The sequence below is a fragment of the Olleya sp. ITB9 genome, assembly GCF_001315805.1.
In the GTDB taxonomy this organism is placed as follows: Bacteria; Bacteroidota; Bacteroidia; order Flavobacteriales; family Flavobacteriaceae; genus Olleya; species Olleya sediminilitoris.
Genome location: NZ_BCBW01000057.1, coordinates 76,297 through 89,749, shown reverse-complemented (window position 1 = coordinate 89,749; position 13,453 = coordinate 76,297). Strand labels below are relative to the sequence as shown.

Annotated in this window: 12 protein-coding genes; 3 read left to right on the top strand and 9 right to left on the bottom strand. The window is 29.9% G+C overall.

What is annotated here, in order from left to right:
* Positions 1–26: 26 nt before the first annotated feature.
* From ITB9_RS15030 to ITB9_RS15020, 3 genes are all read right to left on the bottom strand, one after another.
* The gene (locus tag ITB9_RS15030) at positions 27–3,371 is read right to left on the bottom strand and encodes a T9SS type B sorting domain-containing protein (RefSeq protein WP_054852879.1); all 3,345 of its coding nucleotides are present in this window, start codon (positions 3,369–3,371) and stop codon (positions 27–29) included.
* Positions 3,372–3,451: 80 nt separating this feature from the next.
* On the bottom strand, positions 3,452–4,276 hold the full coding sequence (locus ITB9_RS15025; protein WP_028289453.1) for an ABC transporter permease: 825 nt from the start codon (positions 4,274–4,276) through the stop codon (positions 3,452–3,454).
* 20 nt (positions 4,277–4,296) lie between these two features.
* The gene (locus ITB9_RS15020) at positions 4,297–5,205 is read right to left on the bottom strand and encodes an ABC transporter ATP-binding protein (protein WP_028289454.1); all 909 of its coding nucleotides are present in this window, start codon (positions 5,203–5,205) and stop codon (positions 4,297–4,299) included.
* A 122-nt stretch (positions 5,206–5,327) separates the two neighbouring features.
* Here ITB9_RS15020 and ITB9_RS15015 point away from each other — a divergent pair, with 122 nt between their 5' ends.
* Positions 5,328–6,386 carry a hypothetical protein gene (locus tag ITB9_RS15015; protein WP_028289455.1) on the top strand — a complete coding sequence of 353 codons (1,059 nt, stop codon included), beginning with the start codon at positions 5,328–5,330 and terminating at the stop codon, positions 6,384–6,386.
* Here ITB9_RS15015 and ITB9_RS15010 read toward each other — a convergent pair.
* The 5 genes from ITB9_RS15010 to ITB9_RS14990 are packed head-to-tail and all read right to left on the bottom strand — an operon-like array spanning position 6,383 to position 10,421.
* Entirely contained in the window at positions 6,383–6,898 is a 516-nt protein-coding gene (locus ITB9_RS15010) for a hypothetical protein (RefSeq protein WP_028289456.1), read from the bottom strand. The genes ITB9_RS15015 and ITB9_RS15010 overlap by 4 nt on opposite strands.
* Before the next feature lie 39 nt (positions 6,899–6,937).
* Positions 6,938–7,954, bottom strand: coding sequence for a COX15/CtaA family protein (locus ITB9_RS15005; RefSeq protein ID WP_054852878.1), 1,017 nt, complete (start codon positions 7,952–7,954; stop codon positions 6,938–6,940).
* Positions 7,955–7,978: 24 nt separating this feature from the next.
* The gene (locus ITB9_RS15000; RefSeq protein ID WP_054852877.1) at positions 7,979–8,428 is read right to left on the bottom strand and encodes a GNAT family N-acetyltransferase; all 450 of its coding nucleotides are present in this window, start codon (positions 8,426–8,428) and stop codon (positions 7,979–7,981) included.
* Between the two features lie 7 nt (positions 8,429–8,435).
* Complete coding sequence (locus tag ITB9_RS14995; protein WP_054852876.1) at positions 8,436–9,851, bottom strand: CCA tRNA nucleotidyltransferase; 1,416 nt, start codon at positions 9,849–9,851, stop codon at positions 8,436–8,438.
* 9 nt (positions 9,852–9,860) lie between these two features.
* Complete coding sequence (locus ITB9_RS14990; protein WP_054852875.1) at positions 9,861–10,421, bottom strand: L-threonylcarbamoyladenylate synthase; 561 nt, start codon at positions 10,419–10,421, stop codon at positions 9,861–9,863.
* A gap of 75 nt (positions 10,422–10,496) precedes the next feature.
* On the opposite strand from ITB9_RS14990, the gene ITB9_RS14985 reads away from it, so the two are divergent.
* Entirely contained in the window at positions 10,497–11,501 is a 1,005-nt protein-coding gene (locus ITB9_RS14985; protein WP_054852874.1) for a hypothetical protein, read from the top strand.
* Here the strand turns inward: ITB9_RS14985 and ITB9_RS14980 are convergent.
* Positions 11,496–12,455: a hypothetical protein gene (locus ITB9_RS14980; protein ID WP_054852873.1), complete on the bottom strand. Its 960-nt coding sequence runs from the start codon at positions 12,453–12,455 to the stop codon at positions 11,496–11,498. The genes ITB9_RS14985 and ITB9_RS14980 overlap by 6 nt on opposite strands.
* 97 nt (positions 12,456–12,552) lie before the next feature.
* Here ITB9_RS14980 and ITB9_RS14975 point away from each other — a divergent pair, with 97 nt between their 5' ends.
* Positions 12,553–13,452, top strand: a complete 900-nt coding sequence (locus tag ITB9_RS14975; RefSeq protein ID WP_054852872.1) for a hypothetical protein — start codon at positions 12,553–12,555, stop codon at positions 13,450–13,452.
* Position 13,453 lies beyond the last annotated feature (1 nt).

Here is a 13,453-nt window from a genome sequence, read left to right as displayed (position 1 = left end):
GTATTCTTGCTTAAATGTACAAGTTACTATCGTTTTAAAGTGAAATGATTTCTATAAATACGTCCATCCTGAAGTTTTACTGTAAACCAATAATCGTTAGTAGGTAATGGTTGTCCGTTAAAAGTACCATCCCAACCTTGGCTGTTAGGAGTGAATTCTTTTAGTAGTTTTCCGTATCTATCAAATATTTGAATAATTGAATTAGCTTGAAACTGAGAGGAGACTCCATATACTTGCCAATAATCGTTTTTTCCATCGTCATTTGGTGTGAAAAATAAAGGAAATCCAATTACCGAAAACATTTGATCTATTGTGCCACAATTATTTTTGATATCTGTAATATTAACCTGATAAATTCCTGGTTTTATATTATTAAAGATGTTATTATTTTGAAACCCTGTTGAAAGTCCTTCAGCATTAATTAATTCAAAAGCGTAGTCTCCTTCACCTGAAGTCAAGATTGTTACGACATTATTATTTAAACTGCCATCAACTACAATAATATCTTCAATAGTTGCAATGTTTGAAGGTTGAACAGTAAAGGTTTTTGTTTTTGGGCAACCTTCTGCAGTTGTTACAGTAACAGTAAATTGACCAATTGTATTGACCTCAATAGAGGCAGTAGTTTCGCCAGTTGACCAATTATAGTAATAGTTAGGGTTTGCTGTGTTGGTTGCTGTTAGTTGTATGGTTTCAGGAAATTGATTAAGACAATATAAAACAGTTTCGTCTTCTGTAATTTGTGGTAAGGGATTAATAGTTAACAAAAATTCGCTAATACCGTAACAGGCATTGTTGTTTTCTGCTCTAGCGTAAATGACTTCATTGTAAGGGATTGTATTGTTATATAATGAAGGTAAAGCATTAACTTCTAAAAGAGCATCATCGTATGTACCATAATAGCTAACCGTAATACCAGCAGGAAGTCCATTTGTTATCTCTGTTGAGAAAGTATCTAAATCAAAGGTGTTAATTCCATCTTCAGAGCCAAGTTGGTCACAAACAGGAGGAGCAATATAATCATTAGTTTGTGTAACGCTAACTTCTAAAGTTAACTCGGACAAAGCAATACAGTTTGTTATGGTATCTGTAACAACAACATAAATATTTTGAGGGTTTGAGGTATTACTATAAGCGTCTCCGTTTATAGGATTTGTCTCTGATTGCGCATTGCTGAAAGTTGTATAAAATGCTATAGTATTCTGGCTGTTGTTATTAGTTATGTTTGCTGAAGCTTCATTTAAATTAAATATAGTCTGACCATCTGGAACTCCATCTTCGTCACATTGAAATAAAATGTCATCATAGGCTTCAGGTACAGGATTAACAGTAATGTTAAAGCTATTGGTAGTAAAGCAATCTGTGTTAATACTATTTTCTAATCTTACAAAAATAGTTTCTGTGATAGGTGTTGTGTTGTAATAATTATTTGGTAAAGGGTTTGCACCTATGTCAGCATCATTTTGTGTGTTGTGATACGTTATATTATAAAGTGTTGTACTTTGTAATCCATAGACTTGCGTATTGTAGCTTGCTAAATCTATAGTTGTTTGTCCATTAGTGTCGTCTCCATCGGTAGAATCATCACAAGTTTCATAGTCGGATAAATTATCTATAATTGGAGTATTATAAATTTCAATATTAAAACTAGTAGTATCATAACAATTGTTATTACCAAAATTGAAAATTCTAGCAAAAATGGTTTCTTGTGAAGCATTTACAAGATAATTATTTGGCAATTCATTTTGCCCCAAATCAGCTTCATTTTGTGTTGAATGATAGGTAATTTCAAATTCTAAAGAATTTTGACCATTTAAGATTGATTCATTTTGATTAGATAGCAATATATCACTACTGGAATCATTATCATCATCACAAATAATAATATCATTTGGTTGAGTAGCAATAGGTATATCATAATAAGTTACAATAGCTTGTCCTTCTTTTGTGTCACAGTCACCATTATTTAAATCAATAATAACCTCATAGTTTCCATTTTCATTTATTAATAACTCATTTGGTATTGTTGGAGTTGTAAGGATAGTACCATCTTTATACCAAGTATAAGTTGCTCCATTAATATCTTCAGCTGTTAGCGTATAGTTTTCTCCTGTGCATAATGGTAAGACTACAGAGTTGGAGGTGTCAGTAGGGATGATATCAATTTTTTCTGAAAAGAAAGAAGAAATAAAAGGAGGTAAGCCTTGCCTTGAGACGCGACCATTCAAGCTTATTGCTTCATGTTGGTAATCTGAAAATTGACCTAATTGATTTGGATTATTAATAACACTTAAAAAAGGAGAGCCTTGATTATAAGTTGCACTTAATGATCTGTAAATTTTACCGTCAGGACCTAATTGTAAAGCACTTCTATACATGACTCTTTGGTCTAAAACTTGTTCTGATTGGCTTATATTATTAGACGTTAGATCATATTGAAGCAAGGCACCATATTGTGCACTGGTATTTTCAAAATTATCGGAGTCTGTTTCAAAATATGTACTAACGTATAATACTTGATTATTAGGTGAAAATTCTACTCCATAGGCACGTTGTGTTTTTCCTAATGGATTGATATTTATTTGTATTTGTTGCGAGTTACTTACCTGTCCAGTATTAGTATCAAAGTCATATAAAAATAAACCACTACCAACGTTTGCAGAAGCTATTTTTGTTCCGTCTGGAGAAAATTTTAAATACCCTCTTCTTTCTGAAATACTGAAAGGTATCGTTGATGTAACTGGAGTAGTGTTTACACCAGTTGAAGAAACTTCAAAAGCATAAAAAGTAGTGTTATTGTTGTCTACAGCAGAAGGGTTTGTTAAAGCATCATTACTTGCAAAAGTCACCACCCAAATATTTTGAGATTGGCAATCTTTAAGTACTGCACTTAATTTTTCTGAAGCTCTAGATAATAAAAATTGATTTTTAATATTAGTTACAGCTCCTAGTCCATTATCTAATGACATGTTGACTTCAGTAAAATTGAAGCCTTGGTCTTGTTGCCCAAAAAACTCTGTACCTTGAGTAAATATGTAATAAATATTTGGGTCACCTGGTTTAGGAATAATTATGGCAGACTGTGTACTTGAAGGGTTACCATCCAGGTTATTACCATTAAGCATAACATTATGGTTTTTATTATACACAGTAATTCCATCTGTGTAAAATAATAAATCACCAGCACTATTTGATATGCTTGTACAGCCTTCATCAGTTGCTAATTGACCATCAGTTAATGCTGTAACAGCATTAGTGTTTGTGTTAAATTGTATTCCAGCATTATCACCAAAATACCAGTTTGCAGCTTCATTTTGCGCCTGTAATATAAAGCTGCAAAGTAGTATTAATACTAAAAATATCTTTTTCATAAAAAAATCTATAATTAGTAAATGTATTATAATAAAATCTTATAAATAAATGTAGTTTGTTAAAAAATAAACAAGGTTTTTTATAAATCTCTTTTTTGTAATAATTTATAAGAGAAAAATACAAATAAACTAGTCCACCCAAGAACAATAAATATTTCGTACCAATGTACAGCAAAATCATATATAAGTTCTGTTTTTTCTGGAGACTTCATAGCTACAATACGTCTAAAGGGTTCGTCTATTAATTTAGACATAGACTTTAATGGTAAAAAGTTTTGAATTTTAGTCGCAATGTCATCATCGTAATTTTTTAATATTATACCATATATAATCCATTCGATTATAAATAGGATGAATAAAAAAGCTAGTGCAAATGCAGAGCGTTTTATTAATACTGCAGCAAATAAGCATAAACTAAAAAAGCCAATAAGTTTTACTAAATAAGCAAGTAAAAAGATGCTTTCACTAAACATATAATAAGCTTCACTGTCACCATTATAGTATAGTCCAATAGCTAAAGTTAAAATACCAACTAATAGTGTCGATACAACAGAGAAAAATACTATAGCATAAAATTTTGACAGTATAAACTCTTTTTTACTAAGACCATCAATTAAGTTTTGCTTGATGGTTTTGTTACTATATTCATTACCAATCATGCTAACCACAACTATAGCAAAAAATAGCTTAAATAATGACGAGAAAAAAGTGGTAATATGCCAAATGTATGGAAAATCAAAAATTCCTACACTACCTAAATCTATTGTAAATAGACCAAAGAAATTGATTTTAAATGAGGATAATAATATGATGAAAAACGGTAATATAAATGAAAAGAAGATTAATATTTTACTAACCCTATTTTCTAAAAGTTTTTGTAATTCTATTTGTAAAAGTCGTAACATGATTTGTGTGTTTTGATGGATTAGTTTTTGTCTTCTAAGTTATCTGTAAGTTGAAGAAATTGTTCTTCTAAACTTTCTTTACGCAATACTAGATGCGACAGTGCAATACCTTTGTCTAATAGCTCTTTGTTAAAAGAGGCTGCAGATGTTGGTGCATTTAAAAAGGCAGTTATTAAATCCTCTGTTACTTTTGTGTTTTTAATATTTGGATGCGTATTTAGATAATCTAAAAGTGCTGTGTTGTTATCACATTTTAATTCAAAAAAGCCATCACTAGAAATCATTTGATCTACTGGACCTTCATATAATTTATTTCCCTTTCTAAGTACAACAACATGTGAGCACACTTTTTCAACTTCATCTAATAAATGAGACGCTAATAAAATGGTTGTACCTTGACTTGCAATATCTTTAATTATAGCTCTAATTTGGTGTATACCTTGAGGGTCAAGACCGTTTGTGGGTTCGTCTAAAATTAAAATTTCAGGATCGTTAAGTAATGCAGATGCTATTGCAAGGCGTTGCTTCATCCCTAAAGAAAAGGTTTTAAATTTACTGTCTTTACGGTCAAGTAAGCCTACTAGTTCTAGTTTTTCGTCTATTTTTTCTTCAGTAATTCCCTTTATTTTACAAACTAATTTTAAGTTTTTGTATGCTGACATGTAAGGGTAAAAGTTTGGACGCTCTATAATTGCTCCAACTTTTTTTAAGGCGTCATGTGTTGAGGTCTGACCATCAAACCAGCTAAAATCTCCGCTGGTTTTATTAACGACGTTTAAGGTAATACCTAATGTTGTAGATTTACCACTTCCGTTTGGTCCTAAAATACCGTAAACGTTTCCTTTTTTAATGGTAAATGATAAATTGTTGACAGCTGTTAAGTTGCCATATTGTTTAGTAAGATTACTAATGTTAAGAATGGTGTCCAAGATAAATGGTTTTTTAGTACTAATTTAAAATTAGTAATGGTTGGTTTAATTGTAAGACGATAGTACTGTAAAATTGTTACAAATTAAAAATTAGTTTTAAATTTGATACACTATATAAAGCTATGAAAGACTTAAAAATTTCTAAAAAAAAGCCATCTTATCCTATAAGTGATAAGTTGAATGATTATTTGTCAGAATATAACCGGAACTCTAAAATCACTATTTTATATGACGATTTACTGCGTTTTCAAGGCGCAATTACGGTTTATGATAAAGATGATAATGATACACTTTGGGTACGTGTTTATTTTAGCGAATTTGATAGAGCAGAAATAGACTTAAGTCTTAAAAAAGTATACACAAGATTGCATTCTGATGGAAATGAAACTTCAATTCCGTTTTTAAATGTTGATGCAATTGACTATTGTACCTTTGGTAACTCTAAACCTTTTAGAATAAAAGTTAGAAATATTTTAAATGATAATTACACTTATTTTTATGTCAAAAAAGCTGATGCTTCACGTATTTATGGATTAGAATTAGAGCATATGTTGTCTCCGTACAATTTGAATTTTATGGTGCATGGTAATACTTTAATAGAAGAACATATAGCAGGAATACCTGGAGACGAGTTTATTAAAACCATGCTTAATGATTGTACAGAATCTGAAAAATCTCAAATAGCCAAAGAGTTTGTTAAATTTAACGAGCGCTGTATGATTAGGCTTTTAGGAGATATGAGAGCTTATAATTATGTGATTGTGCCAACACATGATTTTGATCATGTGGTATTTAAAATTAGAGCTATAGATTTTGACCAGCAATCATACGAAGGTAAGTTTAATGTGTACAGACCTCAGTTTTTTAAAGAAAATTTAAAGTTAGTTGAGTTAGTTACAAAAAAGTTTAAAAAAGAATCTATTGATCAATACAAAATAGAAGAACGTTCCATAGTTGCTAAACGTATGATAAGTTACAACGATCGTATTGATCAATTATTAGATTGTATGGTAAATGATACTATATCAAACCCAGAGCATATTAAACTTTTAAAATCTAAAATCTATGATTATACCTTAGATCTAAAGTTTAAGAAAAGCCAGAATATGGGTCAAATAGTAAAAAACGCATTATCGTTTGTAAAACGAAACTATGAGAATGTTAATACTAAAGGGTTTTAATTCCAGTTTTCGTTAAAATCTAAATTGTCGTAGTCATCAATATTAAAGTCATCATCAAATTCTGCGTCAAATTCATCTTTTTCAGCTTCAAAAACTTTATCAGGAGCTTCAGTTGGAACTTGACCTTGTACATACATTAGGTTTGGATAATCCACACCTTCAGCAGTTTCAACAATTTCTGCTAACTCAACAAAAAAGGTCCACATACTCATAAAATCGTACACATAAATTAGCTTCGTTTGTGCCTCGTGTACTGTGTCTGAGATAGAAGTTTCGTTCATTAACTTAACTTCATTTAGACCATCACTCATGTCAAAAAGACTTATTTCTTCACCTTGATTCCATTCTTCATCACTAATATAAAATGATGCCATTTCAGTACCATCAAAGCCAAAACATTGTGTAATAACGTTGTGTAAGTCTTCCATAGTATCGCTTTCACGAATTTCAAAATCTCTGAAAATATCTTCTTCTGTATCGTTATCAAGTATAACTCTAAATCTGTAAATCATAATAAAAAAATAAGTGTGTAAAGATACTGTTTTTAGGTGTTATTTGCTAAAACGATGTAACGTAAATGTCATGGCACTCAATAATAAAAAGGCACCAACTTGATGGACAACACCTAACCAAACCGGAACTTGTAATATTAATGTAAATACACCAAGTACAAATTGTAAAAAGACTAAACCTAATAATAAATTTAATGCTTTTTTCTGGTAATGTGAGTTAATATATTTTTGACCTTTAAAATAAATAAAAAGTATAAAAATAACCACAAGATAGGCTAATGTACGATGTGCAAATTGCACACCACTTTTACCTTCTGTAAAATTGGCAAATAAGGTGTCACGTTCTATATAAGCGCTTTCATGTATAAATTTACCTTCGCTCATCATTGGCCAATGGTTATGTACCCAACCAGCATCCAATCCAGCGACAAAAGCACCATATATAATTTGTATAATAAGCACCAATAAACCTGCTTGAATTAATCTTTTAAATCTAGTATTTCTAATTTCGGTAAATGGAAACATTAAGTCTAATGCTACCCAAAATGTTGCTGCAAATGTTATAAATGCAGTGGTTAAATGCATTGCTAACCTGTAATGGCTTACATCAGGTCTATCAACCAATCCGCTTTTGACCATATACCATCCTAAAAAACCTTGAAAACCACCAAGTATCATTAATCCAATGGATTTTTTTATAGTTGGTTTTGTGAGTTGCTTGGTAATTAAAAAATATAAAAATGGAAAGAAAAAGACCAAACCAATAAAACGTCCAATGACACGATGGATCCATTCCCAGAAGTAAATATCTTTAAATTCTTCTATACTAAAATGTGTGTTTAGTTTTTGGTATTCTGGGTATTGTTTATAAAGATTAAAAGCTTCTTGCCACTCTACATCGTTCATTGGTGGTATTGTACCAGAAATTAGTTTGTAATTAGAAATTGATAATCCAGAGTGTGTTAAGCGTGTTATACCGCCAACAATAACCATTACAAATATTAGCACACAACCTGTTAGTAGCCAATAAATGACCTTTTTGTTGTCCTTTTTCATAACTTAATGTATTTATAAATTTTCTTACAATTCTTTTTTAAAGCATAAACTTTGGTCTATACCTTTATATTGACCGTAATTATCTGTGATTTTATAATTACAGCTTTTGTAAAGCTGGATAGCTTCAAGTTGTCTAATACCAGTTTCTAAAATACTATATTGATAATCTAATTGTTTTGCCCAAATCTCTAAAAGATTTAGTACAGCTTTTGCAACACCTTGTCCTCTTGCAGCTTTGGTAGTAAACATGCGTTTAATTTCAACTGTTGATTTATCAAAAGGTTTAAAAGCAGCACAACCTACAGGTTTGTTTTTAATGTAAGCAACAACAACATGATTGATTGTATCTAAACCATTGTATTGATTATAAAAATCATGGTCCTCACCATCTGTAATTTTTAAAAAATCATCTAATTGAATGATAAGACTTTTAAAGTCGGAGTTATCAGAATTGGTTTTAATTAATTCTAACATACATCACTTAATTAACGGTTAGACCTAATGCTTTTCCTTTTTCTAACATTAAATTGAAAGCAGCTTCATGATTGTTAGGAATGTCTCCTTCCAAAATAGCTTCTTTTATAGCTTCTTTAATAATTCCAATTTCTTTTGAAGGTTTTAAATTGAAGGTTTTCATAATTTCTTCACCTGAAACAGGAGGTTGAAAGTTACGTACGTGATCTTTTTCTTCTACTTCAATAATTTTTTCTCTAACAATTTTAAAGTTGTTATGGTATTTATTGAACTTTTTAGGGTTTTTGGTCGTAATGTCAGCTTCACAAAGTGTCATTAAATCATCAACATAATCTCCTGCATCAAATACTAAACGTCTTACAGCAGAATCTGTAACAATATCTTGAGCCAAAACAATAGGTCTAGAGCTCATAAATACCATTTTTTGGACAAATTTCATTTTGTCATTTAATGGCATTTTTAACCTTTTAAATAAATGGTATACCATTTTTGAACCTTCAAATTCGTGACCATGAAATGTCCAACCTACTTTTTTGCTAAACCGTTTGGTTGGTGCTTTTCCTATATCGTGTAATAATGCAGCCCAACGCAACCAAAGATTATCTGTATGTTTGGATATGTTGTCTACCACTTCTAAAGTGTGGTAAAAATTATCTTTGTGTTTTTGTCCTTCAACCTCATCAATACCTTTAAGGTTTGTTATTTCTGGTAAGAAATGTTTTAAAAGTCCTGTTTTTTCTAATAATAAAAACCCTTTGGAAGGTATTTTACTTTCAATTATTTTATTTAGTTCAACAACAATACGCTCTTTAGTAATAATCTTGATACGGTCGCTATTTCTTGTTATTGCATTTAAAGATTCTGCTTCAATTATAAAATCTAATTGTGTTGCAAATCTAATAGCACGCATCATACGTAAAGGATCGTCGCTGTATGTAATATCTGGATTTAAAGGTGTTTTAATTACCTTGTTGTCTAAATCTTCAATACCGTTAAATGGATCCAATAAATCACCAAAATTAGTTTCCGATAAGTTTAAGGCTAATGCGTTAATGGTAAAGTCTCTTCGGTTTTGATCGTCTTGTAACGTTCCGTTTTCGACAATTGGATTTCGACTATCTTCGTTATAAGATTCTTTTCTAGCTCCTACAAATTCAATTTCAATGTCATTATAACGTAACATTGCTGTTCCATAGGTTTTAAAAACTTGTACTTTAGGTTTGTTTGGTAATAATTGTGCTACAGCTCTTGCTAGCTCAATACCACTTCCAATTGCAACAATATCAATATCTTTTGCAGTGCCACGTTTAAGCAAAAAATCACGTACAAAACCACCAATAACATAGCTGTCTAAGTTTAGATTTTTAGAGGCTTGAGATATAATTTTAAATATAGGGTTTTGTAGTGCTGCTTTGTAATTCATTGGTGCTATTTACTCACGAATAATTTTAACTCCACCATTGTTAGATAACTTAATAATTGTTGATGGTTTTGCGTTTTTATTTTCGTTTTGCAAATTTACGACATAATCCACACCTTTTAAAATAGCTTCGCTTATTTCTTTAAACGAATTTGGTGTAGGTTGACCACTAATATTGGCAGAGGTAGATACAATTGGACGACCAAAATATTTGATTAGTTTTTCGCAAAATTTATGATCAACAATTCTAATAGCTAAAGTATTGTCTTTAGCTACTAAATTTTCTGCAATACCAGCAGGAGAATCATAGATTACTGTTGTAGGTTTGTCTGCAATATCTAAAATAGTATAAGCCATTTTCGGAACATTGTCTACATGTCTTTCAAGCATACTATAATTGTTAACCAAACAGATTAGTGCTTTATTGTCTTCACGTTGTTTTAAATTATATACTTTTCTAACAGCATTTGCATTTGTAGCGTCGCAACCAATTCCCCAAACAGTGTCAGTTGGGTAAAGTATTAAACCACCTTGTTTAAGGGTTTGGATTGCTTTTTCTATTTCTTCTTTCATTGGATTTAATTATGTTACAAAATTAAATTATTTTAATGGATATGCTTACTTTTATGCCTCGATATAGTATTTAATATGAATATAAAAAACATTTTAGTAGCAACCAATCATTTAGAAGCTATAGGTGGTACTGAAACTTTTACTTTTACATTGATTGAAGCTTTACTTAAAAAAGGTTTTAATGTAGAGTATTTTACCTTTAAAAAAGGTGAAACATCTAAGAGGATTGAAAACAATCTTGGTGTTAATTTTATGGATAAAGCTAATTATGACTTAATTTTAGCTAATCATAATACCTGTGTAAATTATTTAAGTAGAAGAGGGCTTTTAATACAAACATGTCATGGCATTTTTCCAAAATTAGAGCAGCCTAATAGGTACGCTGATGGCCATGTTGGTATTTCTGATGAGGTTGTTAGCTTTTTGAAAAACAAAGGATTTCTTGCTAAGTTAATTTTTAATGGTATTAATTGTCAGAGATTTGATGCAAAAAAAACAATAAATAAAAAATTGACTAATGTTTTAAGTTTAAGCCAATCAAGTTTAGCTAATGCTAAAATAGAAGCTGCATGTCAAAATTTAAACTTAAACTTTAGAAAGTTTAATAAATACATTAATCCAATATGGAATATTGAGAATGATATTAATGAAGCTGATTTGATTGTAGGTTTAGGAAGATCTGCTTATGATGCTATGGCTTGTGGTAGAACAGTTTTAGTTTATGATGAACGAGAGTATGCTAAAAGTTTTGCTGATGGCTATTTGAAACCTGAAATGGTAGATTTGTGTGTTAAAAATAATTGCTCAGGTAGATTTTTTAAAAAGCAATTTGAAATCGAAGATTTGGTTTTAGAATTTAAAAAATATAACGCTACAGATGGTCAAAAACTAAGGGAAATTGTGTTAAATAAGTTTAACATAGATAATCAAGTTGATGAGTATTTAAATTATGCTAATTCAATTAGTAAAAAGTCTAATGTTATAATCTTACAGGTTTTATATTTATTACAGGAGATAAAAATTAAAAGTAGGAAAATCAGACATTTTAGAAAGCAATTATTCAATTCTAAAAACTCATAAATTAAAAACTTTTTTCACCCAATTTTCTAATGTGTATTTGTAATATATATTTTTTGGTATCGCTTTGTAATTTGACTTAAAAAATGTTTTTTTGATATCAATTTTTTTATCAATGACAACAATATTATTAGAGTCATAAAAATCATAATTTTTACAATTAGAATTATTAGTTATGATTTTTTTTTGAATAGCCATTGCTTCAAAAAATCTGAAACTTAGGCCTGTTTGCTCGTCTCTAATTAAATCTATAATTGTCTCTCCTGACCTGTAAAAATTGATCAATTGCTCTTGTGATAAAGAATTCTGGGTAAACTCTATTACATCCCCATATTCTTCTTTTATGTAATTTAAGGCTTTGTTTTTTCCAACAATAATACATTTGAAACTTATTTTTTGTGCTTTTAAAAATTCTATGATGGGAATGAGTTTTAGTAGCCTTTCATCGAATGACCCTAAATAGACAACATCGAACGACGGTTTTATTTTAGATGTTATTTTTTCTAAATAATTGTAGTTTGAGATGTGATTAAAACCATAATGATTAATGTCGTTTTTGTCAAAAGAAAAAATGGAGTCAAACAATCCATCAAGAAGATGTTCAATTGGGTTTCTAGCTACACTATCGTATAAGTAAGCTATATATCTTTTAGTATGTTTTTTTATTTTTGCATGATGTTTTAAATCAATAACTTCAGGGTTTATAACAAGAATTTGGTCTTGAGGCCCTAATGTATTCAAGCATTCAATAATATAATCCTGTCGTTTTATCTTTTTTAAATTCTTTTTTAAAATTACTTTACTAAAGGAATTTATAACTTGGTCTTTTAAGTTTTTATGTTTGTAATTTCCTATTTTAATGTGTGTTGCTTCATGCCCTAAACTATTTAAAGTAGTAGCAATATGGTAATCATAATTCCAATGGTCAAAACTAATAACACAAATTTTTTGAGGCATAAAATAATTGTCGTTTTTGGGTAAAAATAAATAAAACCAAGAGATTGACTCACTTAAGTTTTAATATTTATTAGTTTTGTTTAACTAAATATTTATAATGAAAAATATTGTTGTTGGTTTTTTAATGTCTTATGACTACGAGAAATTAAAATTGTCTATTCCTCCAGTTTATGAACAAGCGGATAAAATATATCTAGCTTTAGACCATAAACAACGTACCTGGAAAGGTGAAACTTTTGATGTTGATCCTACTTTTTTTGAATGGCTTTCAAATTTTGATAAGCACAATAAAATTGAAATTTATAAAGACAATTTTTTTGTGCCTGAGCTAAATGCTATCCAAAACGATACCAGAGAACGTCATATGTTGTCATTAAAAATGGGTATTGGTAATTGGTTAGTGCAAGTGGATGCAGATGAGATTTTTATTGACTTCACTCAGTTTGTTAAAACCTTGCGTCAACATGATCATTTTTTAGATAACCCTAAGAAAAATCCAGTTCAAATAGCAGGTTTTTTAATTAATATTTATAAGTATTTAGAAGACGGAATGCTTTACGTGGATGAGCCTACAAAAGTAATGTTGGCGACCAATTACCCAAATTATAAATACGCCAGAAATAGTAAAGAGCGTGTAATATATACCAATAATGTATTGCTACATGAGTGTTTGTCTAGAGATGAGGCGTCTCTAAAATTTAAACTAGATAATTGGGGACACTCCCATGAGCTTAACGATCAGTTTTTTCCAAAATGGCAAAAAGCAAATAAAAATAATTACAAAGAGTTAAAAAATCTGTTTTATTTAGATCCAGAAATCTGGAAAAGCTTAGGGTATTTTCCAACACATGATTTAAATGAAATTAAAAATTTAGTAGAAAAAGACGAAACTTTGGCACCAACAAAGTCTTTTTTATTGAAGAAAAATTTTGGGCAATGGTTTAAATTTTTAAAGATTTTTAATAAAAGTAAAATCGAATTCGAATCTTATTTTTAGT